The following is a 17,486-nucleotide window of genomic DNA, read 5'->3' on the forward strand; positions in this document are numbered from 1 at the left end:
GGGCGGATCCGACGAGGTGTCGGATCCGCCCGTTCGGCAAGAGGTCAGCGGGTGATGCCCGCGGCGCGCTCGGCGGCCTCGACCACGTTGGTCATCAGCAGCGCGACCGTCATCGGGCCCACGCCTCCCGGGTTCGGCGAGAGCCAGCCGGCGACCTCGGCGACCGCCGGTTCCACATCGCCGTAGACCTTGTTCTTGCCGGTCTCCGGATCCGTCTCCCGCGTCACGCCCACGTCGAGCACGGCTGCGCCCGGCTTGACGTCCTCCGCGCGGATGAGGTGCTTCACGCCCGCTCCCGCGACGATGACGTCGGCCTCGCGCAGGTACGGCGACATGTCCGGGGTTCCGGTGTGCACCTGGGTGACGGTGGCATTGATGTCACGGCGCGTCAGCAGCAGGCCCATGGGGCGGCCGATCGTGACACCCCGCCCGACGACCACGACGTGCTTGCCCTTGAGGTCGTAGTCGTTGCGAAGCAGCAGCTCGATCACGCCCCGCGGCGTGCACGGCAGCGGGGTGCGGATCGGCGCGTTCACGTTGAGCACGAGCCGGCCGAGGTTGGTCGGGTGCAGCCCGTCCGCGTCCTTGGCCGGGTCGATCCGCTCCAGGATCGCATCGGTGTCGAGGTGCTTCGGCAGGGGCAGCTGCACGATGTAGCCGTGGCACGCCGGGTCCGCGTTGAGCTCGTCGATCAGCGCCTCCACGTCCGCCTGCGAGGCGTCCGCCGGCAGCTCGCGCTGGATCGAGTTCATCCCGATCGCCTCGGACTGCTTGTGCTTCATGCCGACGTACAGCTGCGAGGCCGGGTCGGCGCCGACGAGCACGGTCGCGATGCCGGGCACCACGCCCTTCTCCTTCAGCGCGGCGACCCGCTCGGTGAGCTCGGCCTTGATCTCCGCCGCAGCGGCCCTGCCGTCGAGGATCCGAGCCGTCACTGCACGAGGTCCGGGTAGAGCGGGAAGGCGGCGGCGAGCGCGTCCACGCGGGCGCGCAGGGCCTCGACGTCGGCGCCCGGCTGCAGCGCCAGCGCGATCACGTCGGCGACCTCGGTGAACTCGGCGTCGCCGAAGCCGCGGGTGGCCAGGGCCGGGGTGCCGATGCGCAGACCCGAGGTGACCATCGGCGGGCGCGGGTCGTTCGGGACCGCGTTGCGGTTCACCGTGATGTGGATGTCGTGCAGCAGGTCCTCGGCCTGCTTGCCGTCGATCGCCGCGTCGCGCAGGTCGACGAGCACGAGGTGCACGTCGGTGCCGCCGGAGCGCACCGCGATGCCGGCGTCCTTCACGTCCTGCTGCGAGAGCCGGTCCGCGATGATGGCTGCACCCCGCAGCACGCGCTCCTGGCGCTCCTTGAACTCGGGGGTGCCGGCGATCTTGAACGCCGTGGCCTTGGCGGCGATCACGTGCATGAGCGGACCGCCCTGCTGGCCCGGGAAGACGGCGGAGTTGATCTTCTTCGCGATCTCGGGGTCGTTCGTGAGGATGAAGCCGGAGCGGGGGCCGCCGATGGTCTTGTGCACGGTCGAGGAGACCACGTGTGCGTGCGGCACCGGGTTCGGGTGCAGGCCCGCGGCCACGAGACCCGCGAAGTGCGCCATGTCGACCCACAGGAGGGCGCCGACCTCGTCGGCGATCTCGCGGAACGCGGCGAAGTCGAGGGTGCGCGGGTAGGCCGACCAGCCCGCGATGATGACCTTCGGCTTGTGCTCGAGGGCGAGGCGGCGCACCTCGTCCATGTCGATGGTCGAGGTCTCCGGGTTCACGCCGTACGCGACGATGTCGTAGAGCCGGCCGGAGAAGTTGATCTTCATGCCGTGCGTGAGGTGGCCGCCCTGGTCGAGGGAGAGGCCGAGCAGGGTGTCGCCGGGGCGGGCGATGGCGTGCAGCACGGCGGCGTTCGCGGTCGCGCCCGAGTGCGGCTGGACGTTCGCGAACTCGGCGCCGAACAGCTCCTTGGCACGGGAGATCGCGAGCTCCTCGGCGACGTCGACCTCCTCACAGCCGCCGTAGTAGCGGCGGCCGGGGTAGCCCTCGGCGTACTTGTTGGTCAGCACCGAGCCCTGCGCCTGCAGCACGGAGACGGGGACGAAGTTCTCGGATGCGATCATCTCGAGGAAGGTCTGCTGGCGGGCGAGCTCCCGGTCGAGGACCTGGGCGATCTCAGGATCCACCTCGGCGAGAGGCGCGTTGAAGAAACGGTCGGTCATGGCGTGCTCCTTTGACGGTTGCGAGAGAAGGGTGCTCATCGGCCCAGGCGCGCGGTCGAATCCATGACGGTCGCTCCCCGGTGGTGACCCACCCAGACGCCAGTCGCGACATCACGAGCCTACCCGATCGGGATGCGGATCCCGAGGGTGATGACGTGACGGGGCAGCGGGACCCGCGCTCCAGGATTCACCGGATAGACAGGCCTCGAGCAGTGCGCCCGCCGCAGAACCCGTTCCCGGCCCGTTCCCGCAGAGGCGCGGCGGCGCGGTAAGTTTTGTTCATGGTCCTGCATGATGCGACGGCGCTCGCCGCATCCTCGCACCGACCGGCCACGACCATCCGTTCCGAGGAGATCGCATGACCGCCCGCGCCGAGAGCTCCGCCCGGGGCTCCCTCGTCATCCACTCCGCCCGGATCGTCTCAGGTGCAACCGACGTCGAGGACGGCTGGATCCGCGCAGAGGACGGAACGATCGTCGCGCGCGGAACCGGATCCGACTGGGCGCCTGCCGACACCGTGATCGACGCGCGCGAGGCGGCGGGAGAAGGCGCGATCCTCACTCCCGGCTTCGTCGACATCCACGGCCACGGCGGCGCGAACGCCGCCTTCGACGACGGCGCCGACGCGATCCGCACAGCCCGCGCCATGCACCGCACGCACGGCACCACGCGCGCGGTCGTCTCCCTGATCACGGCGCCCCTGGATCAGCTCGCCGCGCGCGTCGGCATGGTCGCCGACCTGATGGACACCGAGCACGACCTCCTCGGCTCTCACCTGGAGGGCCCCTTCCTCGACCCGGGCCACAAGGGCGCGCACGACCCGGAGCTGCTGCGACTGCCGGAGCCGGCCGACGTCCAGCGCCTGCTCGACGCCGGCCGCGGCACGGTGCGCCAGGTCACGCTGGCGCCGGAGCTCGCCGGCGGTATGGCGGCGATCCGGCTCGTCGTCGCCGCGGGCGCTGCGGCCGCGGTCGGGCACACCGACGCGGACGACGACACGCTGCGCGCCGCCTTCGACGCGGGGGCGACGATCCTCACGCACGCCTTCAACGCGATGCGCCCGTTGCACCACCGCAACCCCGGACCGGTGCTCACGGCGGCGCACGACGAACGCGTCACGCTCGAGGCGATCGCGGACAACATCCACCTGCACCCGCACGTGATCAAGCTCCTGTTCGACGAGGCGCCGGGGCGGGTCGCGCTGGTCACCGACGCGATGGCTGCCGCAGGCGCCGCAGACGGCGACTACATGCTGGGATCGCTGCACGTCACGGTGCGGGACGGGGTCGCACGCGTGGACAGCGGCTCCATCGCCGGCTCCACGCTCACGCAGGACGTCGCGCTGCGCCGCGCCGTCGAGGCCGGAGTGCCGCTGCAGGACGCGGTCGACGCCCTCACCCGCACGCCCGCGCGGGCGATCGGCGTCGATGCGCAGCTGGGCCAGCTCACGCCCGGTCGGCTGGCCGATGCGGTGCTGCTCACGGCCGACCTGGACGTCGCGACCGTCTGGACGGGTGCGGCCCTGCGCCGCTGAACGTCCCCGATTCGGCCTGAGCCCGGGATCCGACCCGGGGCCGGAGGCCGCCATCTCCCCAGCGGCGGCCTCCGTGCCCTCGGCCTTTCCCCAGATCCTCGCAACCCGACTGCGCAGGATCCCCCCGTGTTCAGAGCGGGGCGGCCCGGAACTCCTCCCCCGAGGCGCCGGGCCGACCCCGCCGGCGGATCCCCATCCGCCGGAGTCCGTGTTCGCCGCCCCCCGGTGGCTCGCTCAGACTGTCTCTGACAGGAGAGATGGGGTCGGAGGGGATCCATTACGCGACTTCGCAAGATTTCTTCAGAAAAGTTCTGAGACCCTGTGTCACGGATCCCGGAACCGAGTCCAGCGCCGCTCTCCTCCCGAAGGTCGCGGCGATTTCGTTCGCACCCTGGCGCGTTCGCCTCCCGAGGGTGAAGAATGGATAGTCCGCGTGATGGAAAGCCTGGGTCCGCGTCTCCTCCTGTGAGACCATTTCCGACCCGAGAACCGAGAGATGACCGACCACATCGAACAATCGCACGATGCCGCGGCGGCATCGGCGCGCAGCGACGCCGATCTGGTGCTGCGCACGCGCTCCGGCGACCCCGACGCCTTCGCGCAGCTGTGGCGCCGCCACTATGCATCGGGAATCGCTGTGGCACGGTCGATCACGAGCGCGTTCGACGCCGACGATCTGGTGCAGGAGGCGTACGCGCGGATCTATCAGGCGATCCAGAAGGGCGGCGGTCCGACAGGCTCCTTCCGCGCCTACCTGTTCACGAGCATCCGCAACACGGCCGCAGGTTGGGGCCGTGCACGTCGCGAAGCGCCGATCGACGAGCTCGACACCGTCGCCGACCCGTCCTCGACCGAGCAGGCCACGAACGACGCCCTCGACCGCAGCCTCTCCGCACAGGCGTTCCGCAGCCTGCCCTCCCGCTGGCAGGAGGTGCTCTGGTACTCCGAGATCGAGCAGATGAAGCCGGCCGAGATCGCGCCGCTGCTCGGCATGACCCCCGGGGCGACGGCGCAGCTCGCCTTCCGGGCCCGGGAGGGTCTGCGCGAGGCCTGGATCCAGGCGCACTTGAGCACGGCCGAGCCCGGCTCGGTCTGCGAATGGACGATCGCCCGTCTCGGTGCGTACGCGCGCGGCAACCTGGGATCCCGTGATCGCGCGAAGCTGGAGGCTCACCTCTCCGAGTGCGCGCGCTGCCTGATCGTCGCCGCGGAGGCCAAGGAGGTCTCGCACCGCCTCGCCTTCGTGCTCCTGCCCCTCGTCATCGGCGTCAGCGGCTCGGGCGCCTATCTCGCCATGCTGCAGAGCGGCACGCTCCCGGCCGTCGCCCTCGCCGCGATGCCTTCGAGCGTCGTGGAGGGCGCGGTCGTCGCGGGCACCGCCGGTGGCGCCACGGCGGGCGCGGGCGTCGCACACGGTGCAGCGGCTGCCGGATCGGCCTCCGGCGGCGCAGGCGGCTCGTCCGGCGGCTCCGTGGGCGGATTCGGTGCGCTGGTGGGCGCCGGCTCTGCGGCCCTGGTGATCGCCGGTGCGATCGTGGCTGCGGCCGTCGTGCCCGGGCTCTCGGCGAACCCCGCATCGACCTCGGCGCCGTCCGCCTCGGACCAGGGCGAATCCGGCATCGTCGCGCAGGTGTCGCCTCCGAAGACGACACCCGCCGCGCCACCGGCACCGGCGGACCCGCCGGCGGACCCCGCGCCGCACGTCGACGCACCGAAGCCCGCCGTGCCTGCGCCGATCGTGAACCCGGCGCCGCCGGCGCCGGCCGCCGACACCGCGCCGGCCGTTGCTCCTCCGCCGCCCGCGGAGCAGCCGCCACCCACGACCGATCCGGGCACCGACCCCGGCACGGACCCGGGCACCGATCCCGGCACGGACCCGGGGACCGATCCCGGCACGGACCCGGGCACCGACCCCGGCACGGATCCGTCCACCCCGCCGGCCACGGCACCGGTTCTCGGCACGGCCACCCTCGAGTGCGGTGTGCTCTCCCTCTTCAACGGCGTCCGCGTCACCATCCCCGTCAGCGGCGTTCCCGGGGCCACCGTTCGTGCCACGTCGGACACGGGCGCGAATCTCAACGCGACCGCGGTTCTCAACGACGCAGGCACCGGCACGCTCGAGCTCGCGCCCACGCTCGGACAGGTGAACGGCGGCACGACGGTGACCATCGCCTACGTCCTCGGCGACCTGGTGGGAGGCTCGACGGTCTTCGATCTCGGAACGCTCGGCCCCGTGCACTGGCACACCTGCCTGATCGCCGACCAGCCCGCCACGACGCCGCCGGCCGACGCGCCCGTGACGGACCCGGACCCCGCGCTGCAGACCCCGGCGCCGACGGACGCGCCGGCACCGGCCGACGTGCCCGCACCTACGGAGGCGCCGGCATCCACCGAGCCTGCGGGGTCGGCACCGGCGACGACCGAGCCGACGCCGGCCGATCCGGCTCCGGCACCGGCGGATCCCGCGGCCGCGCCGTCCGCGCCCCTCTCGGTCGATCCGGTGGCGCCCGCCGCCGTCACGCCGCCCCTCCCGACGCACTGAGCCGCGAACGCCCCCTCTCCCGGGAGGGGGCCGATGCGCGGCGCGTAGAATCGTCTTCATGCCCGCCGACATGCCTGCTGCCGAGACTCCCCGGGCGACCGCGTCCCTCTCCGACCCTCGGGAGACGCCCGCACGACCCGCCGAGCCGCAGGGCCTGCTGCCCCGTGCCACCGCGCTGGACATCGTGCGCGTGGTGGTGCTGATCGCCGCGCTGGCGTCGCTCGCGCTGTGGGGCCTCGTCGTGTGGACCCTGCCGTGGAATCTCGTCGCCGCGATCGGCGCACCCGTGATCACGCTGCTGCTCTGGGCGCTCTTCCTCTCCCCGCGCCCCGTGCTCGTGGTGCACCCGTTCCTGCGCGCCGCCGTCGAGCTCGTGGTGTACGCCGGCGTGACCGTCGCCTGGTGGACGATGGGGCAGGCCTGGATCGGCCTCGGTTTCGCCGTCGTCGCCGTCGCGACGGGGCTCATGGCCGGCCGGCGCGCTCTGTCCTGAGGCCCCGTGGGCACCCCCGTGCTGGACCAGCTGCGCGCCGCGCTGGGCGACCGCGTCGACACCGCCGCCGCGACGCTGGACGCCGCCCGGGCCGATCGCTCCGGCCACGGCGCTGCGGAGCCCCCGCTCGCCGTGGTGCACGCGGAGTCGGTCGCCGATGTGCAGGCCGCCCTGCGCATCGCACACGAGACCGCGACGCCGGTCGTCGTGCGGGGAGCCGGAACGGGGCTCGCGGGCGCCTCGATCGCAGGCGCCGGGGAGATCGTGCTCTCCACCCTGCGCATGCGGCGGGTGCTCGAGGTTCGTCCCGACGACCTGCTCGCGGTCGTGGAGCCCGGGATCCTCAATGCCGAGCTCGACGAGGTGCTCGCCCCGTACGGGCTGTGGTGGCCGCCGGACCCCGCGAGCCGCGACATCTCCACGGTCGGCGGCAACATCGCGACCGGCGCGGGCGGCCTGCTCTGCGCGAAGTACGGCGTGGTCCGGGACGCCGTGCTTGCGGTCGACCTCGTGCTCGCCGACGGGAGGCTGCTGCATCTCGGGCACCGCAGTGTCAAGGGGGTGACGGGCCTCGACCTCACCTCCCTCGTGATCGGATCCGAGGGGCGGCTCGGCGTGATCGTCGGCGCCACCCTCAAGCTGCGCCGGATCGAACCCGGCACACCGTGCACGATCGTGGCGACGTTCCCCACCGTCCGCGACGCCGCCCGTGGTTCCGCGGCCGTCACCGCCTCCGGCGCGCAGCCGGCGATCATGGAGCTCATGGATGCGCGCTGCCTCGCCGCCGTTCACGCCCTGCTCGAGCTGGATCCCCCGGCCGAGGGCATCGCCCAGCTGACGATCCAGACGGACGGCCTGTCCGCCGCCGTCGAGGCCGAGCAGATCGCCGCCGTGCTGCGGCAGGCGGGTGGCGCCGTCGCGGTGACCGACGACCCCGCCGAGGGCGAGGAGCTGCTGCGGATCCGCCGGTCGATGCACGCGGCGATGGCGCGCCTGGGCACCACGCTCATCGAGGACGTGTCCGTGCCGCGCAGCGCCCTGCCTGCGATGTTCGACGAGATCGCCCGCATCGAGCGGGCGTACGGCATCGAGATCCCGACCGTCGCGCACGCCGGCGACGGCAATCTGCACCCGAACTTCATCGTGCAGACCGCGGAGATCCCGGAGCGGATCTGGCAGGCGGCGGATGAGCTGTTCCGTGCCGCCCTGTGCCTGGGCGGCACGCTCACCGGTGAGCACGGCATCGGCACCCTCAAGAGCCGCTGGCTCGCCGACGAGCTCGGCGAGGATCAGTGGACGCTGCAGCGCGAGATCGTCCGGGTCTTCGATCCCCGCGGCATCCTCGCACCGGGTCGGGTCTTCGCACAGCGTCCGTCCGCCCCGTCCGATCCGCACGACGCCGACCCGCACCCCGCCGAGGAGCCCCATGCCTGACATCCACGTCTCCGCCGCGATCATCACCGACAGTGCGGGGCGCGTGCTCGTCGTGCGCAAGCACGGCACCGAGCGCTTCATGCAGCCGGGCGGGAAGCCCGAGCCCGGAGAGACCGCCGCTCAGACGCTCGCACGGGAGCTGCACGAGGAGCTCGGCCTGCGCATCGCGGAGCACGACCTGCGCCCTCTCGGCGTGTTCGTCTCCGCCGCCGCCAACGAGCCGGGACACCGGGTCGTCGCGACCGCGTTCGCCACGACGGCCGAGGCCGCGGACGTGCAGGTGCAGGCCGAACTCGCCGAACTGCGCTGGATCACGCCCGCCGATGCGGACACGCTGCCGCTGGCGCCGCTCAGCGTGGAGCACCTGCTCCCGCTGGCCTGGCCGACCCCGCGCTGAGCGCTGCGCCGGGCCTGAGCGCTGGGGAGTCGGATCCGGTCAGATCCCCTGCCAGGCCGGCTTGTTGGCGAACGTGTAACGGTAGTAGTCGGCGAGCTTGAGCCGCGATGCGGCGGCTTCGTCGACGACCACTGTGGTGTGCGGGTGCAGCTGGATCGCGGAGCCGGGGACGAAGGCAGAGAGCGGGCCCTCGACGGCGTCGGCGACCGCCTGCGCCTTGCCCTCGCCGTAGGCGAGCAGCACCAGATGCCGCGCCTCCAGGATCGTGCCGAGGCCCTGCGTGATGCAGTGCATCGGCACCTGGTCGAGGGAGTCGAAGAACCGGGCGTTGTCCTTGCGGGTCTGCTCGGTGAGGGTCTTCACGCGCGTGCGCGAGGAGAACGAGCTGCCCGGCTCGTTGAAGCCGATGTGGCCGTCGGTGCCGATGCCGAGCAGCTGCAGGTCGACCCCGCCCGCGGCGCGGATCTTCGCGTCGTACTCGGCGCCCGCGTGCTCGATGCCGTCCAGCGACCCGTCCGGCACGTGCACCAGTGACGGGGTCAGGCCCAGAGGCTCGACGACCTCGCGAGTGATCACGGAGCGGTAGCTCTCCGGGTGCCCCGGGTCGATGCCGACGTACTCGTCCAGCGCGAAGCCGCGCACCCGCGACACGTCGACGCCCTCGAGCTGCGTGCGCAGGGCGGAGTAGACCGGCAGCGGCGTGGATCCGGTCGCAAGGCCCAGCACGGCGTCGGAGCGACGGGCGATGAGCCGCCCGATCTCCGCGGCGACCAGGGCGCCGGCGGCGGCCGGATCCTCGACGATGACGACTTCAGCCATGAAGGGCTCCTTCTGATTCGATCAGGGGCGTTGCGGGTTTGGCGGTCGCGGGTTCGGCGGTCGCGGGCACGGCGGTCGCGGGCGCGGCGGTGGCGGGTTCGGCGGTTGCGGGTTCGACGGTGGAGGGCTCCGCGGAATTGCCCTGCGCCCCGTCGGACGCCACGACGACCCGCCCCGTGTGCGGTTCCTCGCCGTGCAGCAGCGCGGCGCCCACCAGCGCGGCGCCCAGCGAGGCGGCCGGCGACCCCGCAGGCAGGAGCTCGATCCGCTCGTCCAGGCGCAGCGACGCGATGAACGGCGACGCCGCGTTCTCGCGGCGCAGGCGCCCGACGAGGTCGCCGAGCAGGCGGTCGCCGAGTGCTGTGACGCCGCCGCCGATCACGACGGTCTCCACGTCGGCGCTGAGCACGAGAGCGCGGACGGCCGAGGCCGCACCGAACGCGATGCCCTCGCGCAGCTCCGCCGCGAGCGGATCCCCGGTCTCGGCCAGGTCGAAGATGTCGCGGATGGGCAGCTCCCCGCCGCGCCCCCAGGCCTTCATCACGGCGCCGCCGCCGCAGAAGGTCTCGATGCAGCCGCGCTGCCCGCAGCCGCACACCCGTCCGGCAGGATCCACCGACAGGTGCCCGACCTCGCCGGCGGTGCCGCGCGCCCCGCGCCAGAGCGAGCCCTCGATCAGGATGCCCGCGGCGACCCCGGTGCCGAGGTTCAGATAGGCCATGGAGTGCGCGTCGCCGCGGAGGGAGCCCGCTCCCACGGCCGCGGCCTTCACGTCGTTCTCGACGGCGACCGGCACCGGGATGCGCGCGCGGATCGCGGCGGCGAGGTCGAGCTCCTCCACCCCGAGGTTCACCGCATGGAGCACCCGGCCGTTCGCGGCGTCGACGAGACCGGGGATGCCGATCCCGATGGAGATCACGTCCGCGACGGCGAAGCCCGCCTCCTCGGCGAGCGCATCGATCGCGGCGAGCGCCGCCGCGATGACGGCGTCATCGCCCCATCCCGTGGGGATCCGCGTGCGGCCCAGGATTGTGTCGTCCTCGCTGAGCGCCAGCGCCTCGATCTTCGTCCCGCCGACGTCGAGGCCGACCCTGATCGCGCTCATGAGACTCCCAACTGCCCCGAAAGGACCATGACGGCGGTTCCGCGCAGCACGATGTCGTCCTGCGCAGTGAGACGGATCACGAGATCGTCGAAGACGCCCTCCAGCGTGCGGGCGGTCAGCGTGCGGCGGGCGGCGTCGATGAGGGTGCCCGCGAGCAGGTCGGCCGGGCCGGAGAGCACGATCTCGGAGAGGTCGAGGGCGGCGACGATCGGGGCGATGGCCACGCCCAGCCGGACGCCTGACTCGCGCAGCAGGTCCTCCTCGGACGCGGGGTCCTCGGCGATGCGGGCGCGCAGGCCGGCCGCGTTCAGCCACGCCTCCAGGCAGCCGTCCTTGCCGCACGCGCACCGCGGACCGCCGTCGGTTCCGACGACGACGTGACCGATCTCGCCCGCCGCGAAACGGCTTCCGACGAGCGGCTGGCTGTCCGAGATGAGGCCCGCCCCGACGCCCCGACCGATCTTGATCAGCAGCATGTCGGGGCGGCCCTGGCCGAACGTGTACTCGGCCAGCACCGCGGCATTCGCGTCGTTGCGCACGAGCACCGGCAGGTCGAGCGCGGCGCTCAGCAGGCGCTCGAGGGGGAAGTCGCTCCACCCCAGATTCGGCGAGTTGAGCACCATGCCGTCGGGGCGGACGATGCCCGGCGCGCCGACGCCGACGCCGAGCACGGGAACAGTGGACAGCCCGATCAGCTCCTCGGCGAGGGCGCGGACCGCCTCATAGGCGGCGGTCCCGCCCTCCGGCCGTGGAACCTCCCGGCGCTCGAGCACGACGCCGTCGAGGCTCATCAGCGCCCCCTCGAAGACGCCGGTGCCGGACAGGTCGAGGCCGACGATGCGGTGCCCCTCGCGATCGATGTCGATGAGGATGGGCGGCTTTCCCGGCCCGGTCGTCTCGCGGATCCCCCGCTCCACGACGATGCCGTCGTGGATGAACTCTCCCACGAGGTCGGAGATCGTGACGCGGGTGAGGCCGGTCTCGCGGGACAGGTCGGCGCGGCTCATCGCACCGGCGTGGTAGAGCGTCTGCAGCACGAGCGCGCGGTTGTGCCCGCGCGCGTGCTCGGGGAGCACCTTGGTGCTCGTGCGCAGCTTGCGCGCGGCGCCGAACCGGTGCGGGCTTGCGCCGCCGTTCTCCGTGCTCACCGGACGACCCTGCTCATCCCTGACACCATGTTTGTTAGTAGACCTTACGAACGGGGTGAAAATCAAGCCCTTTCACGCGGTCCGCGAGTCGGGGCTCTGCAAACGTTACCCGATCCGGGCGCTTCGCCGCCTTCCGCCCGCGCCGCGCCGCGCCAACGCGGATCCGAGGCCGCCGATCCGCCACCCCGAGCGCCCGAGGTGCTTCCGTTGCCGTTTTGTGATATGGCATCCCCTATCCTTGAAAGACTGACAACGTTCTGAAGCAGGGCTGAAGCAAGGGGGGTGTGCACGTGACGGATCTGGCAACGGCAGCGGGGGCTCCGACCGAGGAGAACGCCATCGTCGACGGCACGGACGCGAACACGGTCGCGGAGACCGTGGGCGATGACGGCACGGGCGACCGCCCTGTCGAGTGGGCTCCGACCGACGAGCCGCCGAGGAAGAAGCGCCACATCGGGCGCTGGGTCGGCATCGGCCTCGGCGCGCTCGCGCTGGCGCTCGGCGCCGCCTCCACGATCCTGATCGCCCCGGGCACCGCCATCGCCGGCGTGCAGGTCGGCGGGATGACCCCGGGAGCCGCGGCCGAGGCCGTGAGCAATCACCTCAACAGCATGCACGTCACGCTCACCGGCGAAGGCGACGGCAAGCACGTCACCGGATCCGACCTCGGCGCGCGCATCGACGCGACCAAACTCGCCGACAAGGCGTTCGCCGAGCGTCCGATGTGGAACCTCACCAGCTGGATGGGCGCACCGATCACCGCGCCGGTCACCCTCGACGACCGCGCCGCCGATCACGCGCTGCGCGCGCAGGTGCCGACGGTCTATCAGGACGCCGCCGACGCCGGCGTGACGTTCAACGGCACCGGCTATGTCACCACTCCCGCCAAGAACGGCTCGGGGATCGATCTGAAGGCGCTCGCCGCCGCGATCACCGGCGCGGCCGAGAAGGGCAGGAACTCGGTCTCGTTCGCCGCGGAGCCGGCGACCACCGCCCCGGCGATCAGCGACGAAGACGCCGCCGCGACGGCCGGCAAGCTCAACACGCTGCTGTCCACCATCGGCTTCTATGTCGGCAACGAGCGCACCGTCCCGATCGACGCGGCGACCGCCTCGAAGTGGCTCAAGGTCGTCCCCGAGGACGGCAAGCTCACGATCCACGCCGACCAGGCGGCGATCCAGAAGTCCGTCGACGCACTTCCCGGGCTCGTCAACCGCGCTCCCGTCAACGCGACCAGCATCGTCGACTCCTCGGGCGAGGTGCTCGACGACCTCACCCCCGGCGTCACCGGACGCCAGCTGGGCGACGTCTCGGGTGCCGCCGCCGCGTTCGCGTCGCAGCTCGCCGAAGGGAACGGCAGCTTCGCGCTCCCGGTCAAGGACACCCCGTTCAGCTCCACCACCCTGCTGCGCAAGATCGACGTCAACCTCAGCACAGAGACGCTGACCGTCACGGAGAACGGCAACGTCGTCGACTCCTGGCTGATCTCCTCGGGCCGTGGCGACTTCGCGACGCACACGGGGTCGTTCACCGTGAATTGGAAGCTCGAGACCCAGAACATGGGCAACACCGACCTCACGAAGGCGCCGTACTACTACCAGCCGGACGTGAAGTGGATCATGTACTTCAACGGCGACGAGGCCCTGCACGGCGTCTACTGGCACGACAACTGGGGCAGCCCGATGAGCCACGGCTGCGTCGGCATGCCGGAGTGGCGCGCGGAGTGGCTGTTCGACTGGAGCCCGCAGGGCACCGAGGTGAACGTGCACTACTGATCCGGATCCGATCCGGTCATGACGAAGGGGGCGGGTGCCGCGGCACCCGCCCCCTTCGTCGTCCCGGTCAGACCAGGCCGTCGATGACCGCGTTGAGCGTGGCGGAAGGCCGCATGACCTTGGCCACGAGCGCCCCGTCCGGACGGTAGTAGCCACCGATCTCCGCGGGCTTGCCCTGCACCGCGAGCAGCTCCGAGACGATGCGCTCCTCGTCCGCCGCGAGCGCCGCCGCCACCGGCGCGAAGGCGGCGGCGAGCTCGGCGTCCTCCGTCTGCTTCGCCAGCTCCTGCGCCCAGTACAGCGCCAGGTAGAAGTGGCTGCCGCGGTTGTCGATCGTGCCCAGGGCACGGCCCGGCGAGCGGTCGTTCTCGAGGAACGTGCCGGTCGCGGTATCGAGCGTCTTCGCGAGGACCGCCGCCTTGGCGTTGCCGGTGCGGTCGGCGTAGTGCTCGAGCGACGCGGCGAGGGCGAAGAACTCGCCCAACGAGTCCCAGCGCAGGTAGTTCTCCTCGACGAGCTGCTGCACGTGCTTGGGCGCGGATCCGCCCGCGCCGGTCTCGAACAGTCCGCCGCCGGCGAGCAGCGGGACGATGCTCAGCATCTTCGCGCTGGTGCCGACCTCGAGGATCGGGAAGAGGTCGGTGAGGTAGTCGCGCAGCACGTTGCCCGTGACCGAGATGGTGTCCTCGCCCTTGCGCATCCGGGCGAGCGAGTAGCGCGTCGCCTCCTCGGGGGTGAGGATCTCGATCGTGAGACCCGTCGTGTCGTAGTCCTTGAGATACTCGGTCACCTTCGCGATGAGCGCGGCGTCGTGCGAGCGGGCGGGGTTCAGCCAGAACACGGCGGGAGCGCCCGTGGCGCGCGCACGGCTCACGGCGAGCTTGACCCAGTCGCGCACCGGGACGTCCTTCGTCTGCGTGGCACGCCAGATGTCGCCCTTGTGCACCTGGTGCTCGAGCACGACCTCGCCGGACGACGTCACGACCTGGACGGTGCCGTCCGCGGTGATCTCGAACGTCTTGTCGTGGCTGCCGTACTCCTCGGCGGCCTGCGCCATGAGCCCGACGTTGGGGACGGTGCCGATCGTGGCCGGGTCGAGCGGACCGTTCGCGATCACGTCTTCGATGGTCGCCTGGTACACGCCGGCGTACGACGAGTCCGGGATGACCGCGAGGGTGTCGTCCTCGCCGCCGTCCTTGCCCCAGAGCTTGCCGCCGTTGCGGATCAGCGCGGGCATCGACGCGTCGACGATGACGTCGCTGGGCACGTGCAGATTGGTGATCCCCTTGTCGGAGTTCACGTAGCTCAGGCGCGGTCCGTTCTCGATCGCGCGGGTGAAGGCCTCGGCGATCTCCTCGCCGCCTTCGAGACCGGAAAGGCCCGCCAGGATGGATCCGAGCCCGTCGTTCGCGGTGAGGCCCGCGGCGGCGAGCTGCTCGCCGTACTGGTCGAAGACGTCCTTGAAGTAGGCGCGCACGACGTGACCGAAGATGATCGGGTCGGAGACCTTCATCATCGTCGCCTTGAGGTGCACGGAGTACAGCACGTCCTCCGCCTTCGCCTCGGCGAGCGTCTCGGCGAGGAACGCGTCGAGCGCCGCGGCGTTCAGGAACGTCGCGTCGACGATCTCGCCGGGGAGCACCTTGAGGTTCTCCTTGAGCACGGCGACCTGTCCGTCCGCAGACACGTGCTGGATCGTCAGCACGTCGTCTGCGGGCGAGACCCAGCTCTTCTCGTTCGCCTTGAAGTCGTCGTGGCCGAGGGTCGCGACGTGCGTCTTGGATCCCTCGCCGAACGCCTTGTTGCGGTGCGGGTGCTTCTTCGCGTAGTTCTTCACGGCGAGCGGGGCGCGGCGGTCGCTGTTGCCCTCGCGCAGCACGGGGTTCACGGCAGAGCCTTTGATGCGGTCGTACCGGGCGCGGATGTCCTTCTCCTCGACCGTGGTCGCGTCGTCCGGGTAGTCGGGGACGTCGAAGCCCTTCTGCTGCAGCTCGGCGATGGCCGCCTTCAGCTGCGGGATGGACGCAGAGATGTTCGGCAGCTTGATGATGTTCGCCTCGGGCGTGGTCGCGAGACCGCCGAGCTCGGCGAGCGCATCGCCCACGGCCTGACCGGCGCTCAGGCGCTCGGGGAACGCGGCCAGGATGCGACCGGCGAGCGAGATGTCGCGGGTCTCGATGTCGACGCCCGCCTGGTGGGCGAAGGCCTGGACGATCGGCAGCAGCGACGCCGTGGCCAGCGCCGGCGCCTCGTCCGTGTAGGTGTAGATGATGGCGTCGTCGGTCACCGGGGTCTCCGTTTCACGCAGGAAGGGTTTCAGACAGCGGCCCCGCGCCGATGATCACGCGGGGAAACGCACAGGATTTGTCTCGAGACCAAGATACCTGCCGCGGCTCTCGCGCGTGGATCCTGCGGACCCTCGATCACCGCAGGTGAACTTCTGCCCACGTTTCGACGACACCCCGCGCGCGGGCCGTCCGTGGTTTAGCCTTGGTCCATGACGGAACTGCGACTGGTCGAACTGTCCGCGGCGACGATCGTCGCCGTCAACAACCTCTCCCTCAAGCCCGGGCAGGAGCAGTACCTCGCGCCGGTGTCCTACGGGATCGCCGCGACCGTCATGAACCCGCAGACAAGCTGGCAGCGCGTCGTGCTGGACGGCGACGAGGTCGTCGGCTTCGTCAGCGCCAACTTCGACCACGATGCCCTCGAGGAGCATTTCCGCTCCGTGCTGTGGCGCATCAACGTCGACGCGGACGATCAGGGACGCGGCATCGGCCGCTTCGCCGTCGAGAGCCTGGTCGAGGAGGCGCGCAAGCGCGGCTTCGAGCATGTGAACGTGATCTACGAGGCCGGAGATGAAGGTCCCGAGGCCTTCTTCCAGCGCGTGGGCTTCACTCCGGTCGGCGAGACCGAATACGGCGAAGTGATCGCGGAGATCCGTTTCTGACACCTGCTGAGGCGGGTTGCACAGTACGCTGAGATCGGCGGCGGGGTTTCGAATCCCCTCCCCCATCGAAGCCCCGTCGTCTTCAGTATCGTCGCGCATCACCCGGTGTCGCCCGCACATCGGCACCGCCCCGGCAGCCGACTGTCGACGGTCCTCCGCCGCCCGCCCTCACCCTCGGCGCTTCGGGCCCCGGTCGCGGGAGTTCCAGGCCGCCACCCACGACACCGCCGCGTCCGTCGCCCGGTCCAGGGCGTCGGCCGACAGGGCGATCGCCTGCTGAGCGGCGTCCTGCCATCCGCCGGCCCGTGCCGCCCGCTCGCGCTCACGCACCGGGTCCCGCCCCTCGGCTCGCGCCCGCGCGTCCGCCTCGGCGACCTCGAACGCTCGCTGCAGCCGCTCCACCGCGTCACGGTAGACGCCGAACTCCGCAGGGCTGATCCGCGAGGTCGAGGCCGGCCGGGCGTCGCGGGCCTCCGCCATCGCCGTCAGGAACGCGCTGGTCGAGGGATCCCGCGCGTCGCCCATCGCCGGGTACGCGAGCAGCAGACCGGGGTCGGTCTCGTACGCCATCCATCGGGTGAGCACGGCGTCGTGGGCGGCCATCGTGCGCGGCAGCGGTCGACGCTGCGGGTCCGCCCCGAGTGCCAGCTCGGCACGCGCGGCCTCGAGGCGGGCGCGGCGGGCGCGCACCGCGGCCGCGGCCGCCCTCGACGCCTGCTCGGCCTCGCGGGCCCTGCGGCGGGCTTCGGCGACCGCCGCGGCGCCGGTCGCTCCCGCCGCCCTGCCCGCCAGCAGCCCGGCGAGGTCGGCCCGGGCGACGCGGACGGCGACCCGCGCCTCGTTCGCCTGGCGCAGGGCGTTCTGCAGATCGAGCCGCGCCGCGTCGTATCCGAGACGTCGCCCGCCCGATGAGAGCCTGCGCCGCACGCCGGACACGCTCACGACCGCCCCGCCGGCGACGACCGGCGCGACCCACCAGAACTCCGCGGCCGCGGCCCAGAACGGATCCACTCCTCGAGCCTACCGATCGACCTCATGCCCCTCGCTCCCCCATCACGCCGCACCCCCGGTCCGGGGGAACGA

14 protein-coding genes and 1 riboswitch are annotated in these 17,486 nt (G+C 71.9%); of the genes, 7 read left to right on the forward strand and 7 right to left on the reverse strand.

Translation table 11 applies throughout. The features are described 5' to 3' along the window. Positions 1 to 44: 44 nt before the first annotated feature. Together AERO9AM_RS13960 and glyA are read right to left on the reverse strand one after the other, a co-directional pair. Positions 45 to 935, reverse strand: a complete 891-nt coding sequence (locus AERO9AM_RS13960; RefSeq protein WP_159576687.1) for a bifunctional methylenetetrahydrofolate dehydrogenase/methenyltetrahydrofolate cyclohydrolase — start codon at positions 933 to 935, stop codon at positions 45 to 47. Then, entirely contained in the window at positions 932 to 2,206 is a 1,275-nt protein-coding gene (glyA, locus tag AERO9AM_RS13965) for a serine hydroxymethyltransferase (protein WP_159576688.1), read from the reverse strand. The genes AERO9AM_RS13960 and glyA overlap by 4 nt, the downstream gene beginning before the upstream one ends. 34 nt (positions 2,207 to 2,240) lie before the next feature. Then, positions 2,241 to 2,323: riboswitch (ZMP/ZTP riboswitch) on the reverse strand. A 241-nt stretch (positions 2,324 to 2,564) separates the two neighbouring features. On the opposite strand from glyA, the gene nagA reads away from it, so the two are divergent. From nagA to AERO9AM_RS13990, 5 genes are all read left to right on the forward strand, one after another. Further along, the gene (nagA, locus tag AERO9AM_RS13970) at positions 2,565 to 3,740 is read left to right on the forward strand and encodes an N-acetylglucosamine-6-phosphate deacetylase (RefSeq protein ID WP_159576689.1); all 1,176 of its coding nucleotides are present in this window, start codon (positions 2,565 to 2,567) and stop codon (positions 3,738 to 3,740) included. Between the two features lie 496 nt (positions 3,741 to 4,236). Further along, on the forward strand, positions 4,237 to 6,282 hold the full coding sequence (locus tag AERO9AM_RS17595; protein ID WP_159576690.1) for a sigma-70 family RNA polymerase sigma factor: 2,046 nt from the start codon (positions 4,237 to 4,239) through the stop codon (positions 6,280 to 6,282). A 58-nt stretch (positions 6,283 to 6,340) separates the two neighbouring features. Next, positions 6,341 to 6,775: a YrdB family protein gene (locus AERO9AM_RS13980; protein WP_236602626.1), complete on the forward strand. Its 435-nt coding sequence runs from the start codon at positions 6,341 to 6,343 to the stop codon at positions 6,773 to 6,775. Positions 6,776 to 6,781: 6 nt separating this feature from the next. Continuing rightward, a complete protein-coding gene (locus tag AERO9AM_RS13985; RefSeq protein ID WP_159576691.1) occupies positions 6,782 to 8,209 on the forward strand; it encodes an FAD-binding oxidoreductase in 1,428 nt (475 codons plus the stop codon). Beyond that, entirely contained in the window at positions 8,202 to 8,606 is a 405-nt protein-coding gene (locus tag AERO9AM_RS13990; protein ID WP_159576692.1) for an NUDIX hydrolase, read from the forward strand. Before AERO9AM_RS13985 ends, AERO9AM_RS13990 begins: the two co-directional genes overlap by 8 nt. A 39-nt stretch (positions 8,607 to 8,645) precedes the next feature. Here the strand turns inward: AERO9AM_RS13990 and AERO9AM_RS13995 are convergent, their stop codons facing one another. From AERO9AM_RS13995 to AERO9AM_RS14005, 3 genes are read right to left on the reverse strand one after another with little or no spacing between them, the layout of a single operon-like run. Further along, entirely contained in the window at positions 8,646 to 9,425 is a 780-nt protein-coding gene (locus AERO9AM_RS13995) for a glucosamine-6-phosphate deaminase (protein WP_159576693.1), read from the reverse strand. Then, positions 9,418 to 10,530 (reverse strand): ROK family protein, encoded by a 1,113-nt coding sequence (locus AERO9AM_RS14000; RefSeq protein WP_328821160.1) that lies wholly within the window; start codon positions 10,528 to 10,530, stop codon positions 9,418 to 9,420. Before AERO9AM_RS14000 ends, AERO9AM_RS13995 begins: the two co-directional genes overlap by 8 nt. Beyond that, positions 10,527 to 11,678 (reverse strand): ROK family transcriptional regulator, encoded by a 1,152-nt coding sequence (locus tag AERO9AM_RS14005; RefSeq protein ID WP_236602627.1) that lies wholly within the window; start codon positions 11,676 to 11,678, stop codon positions 10,527 to 10,529. Before AERO9AM_RS14005 ends, AERO9AM_RS14000 begins: the two co-directional genes overlap by 4 nt. Positions 11,679 to 11,968: 290 nt before the next feature. Between AERO9AM_RS14005 and AERO9AM_RS14010 the strand changes: the two genes are divergently transcribed. Beyond that, on the forward strand, positions 11,969 to 13,453 hold the full coding sequence (locus AERO9AM_RS14010; protein WP_159576694.1) for a L,D-transpeptidase: 1,485 nt from the start codon (positions 11,969 to 11,971) through the stop codon (positions 13,451 to 13,453). 67 nt (positions 13,454 to 13,520) lie between these two features. On the opposite strand, the gene AERO9AM_RS14015 is transcribed toward AERO9AM_RS14010, so the two are convergent. Further along, positions 13,521 to 15,740, reverse strand: coding sequence for an NADP-dependent isocitrate dehydrogenase (locus AERO9AM_RS14015; protein WP_159576695.1), 2,220 nt, complete (start codon positions 15,738 to 15,740; stop codon positions 13,521 to 13,523). Positions 15,741 to 15,950: 210 nt separating this feature from the next. Here AERO9AM_RS14015 and AERO9AM_RS14020 point away from each other — a divergent pair, with 210 nt between their 5' ends. Continuing rightward, on the forward strand, positions 15,951 to 16,403 hold the full coding sequence (locus AERO9AM_RS14020) for a GNAT family N-acetyltransferase (RefSeq protein ID WP_159576696.1): 453 nt from the start codon (positions 15,951 to 15,953) through the stop codon (positions 16,401 to 16,403). A gap of 168 nt (positions 16,404 to 16,571) precedes the next feature. Here the strand turns inward: AERO9AM_RS14020 and AERO9AM_RS14025 are convergent, their stop codons facing one another. Beyond that, entirely contained in the window at positions 16,572 to 17,414 is an 843-nt protein-coding gene (locus AERO9AM_RS14025; RefSeq protein ID WP_159576697.1) for a hypothetical protein, read from the reverse strand. Between the last annotated feature and the right edge of the window lie 72 nt (positions 17,415 to 17,486).

It is taken from the genome of Microbacterium sp. 8M, assembly GCF_902506375.1.
Lineage (GTDB): Bacteria > Actinomycetota > Actinomycetes > Actinomycetales > Microbacteriaceae > Microbacterium.

Bases quoted from the DNA above. Each gene is read 5' to 3' on its own strand.
- glyA (WP_159576688.1), bottom strand. From the start codon at position 2,206: ATGACCGACCGTTTCTTCAACGCGCCTCTCGCCGAGGTGGATCCTGAG.
- nagA (WP_159576689.1), top strand. From the start codon at position 2,565: ATGACCGCCCGCGCCGAGAGCTCCGCCCGGGGCTCCCTCGTCATCCAC.
- AERO9AM_RS17595 (WP_159576690.1), top strand. From the start codon at position 4,237: ATGACCGACCACATCGAACAATCGCACGATGCCGCGGCGGCATCGGCG.
- AERO9AM_RS13980 (WP_236602626.1), top strand. From the start codon at position 6,341: ATGCCCGCCGACATGCCTGCTGCCGAGACTCCCCGGGCGACCGCGTCC.
- AERO9AM_RS13990 (WP_159576692.1), top strand. From the start codon at position 8,202: ATGCCTGACATCCACGTCTCCGCCGCGATCATCACCGACAGTGCGGGG.
- AERO9AM_RS13995 (WP_159576693.1), bottom strand. From the start codon at position 9,425: ATGGCTGAAGTCGTCATCGTCGAGGATCCGGCCGCCGCCGGCGCCCTG.
- AERO9AM_RS14000 (WP_328821160.1), bottom strand. From the start codon at position 10,530: ATGAGCGCGATCAGGGTCGGCCTCGACGTCGGCGGGACGAAGATCGAG.
- AERO9AM_RS14020 (WP_159576696.1), top strand. From the start codon at position 15,951: ATGACGGAACTGCGACTGGTCGAACTGTCCGCGGCGACGATCGTCGCC.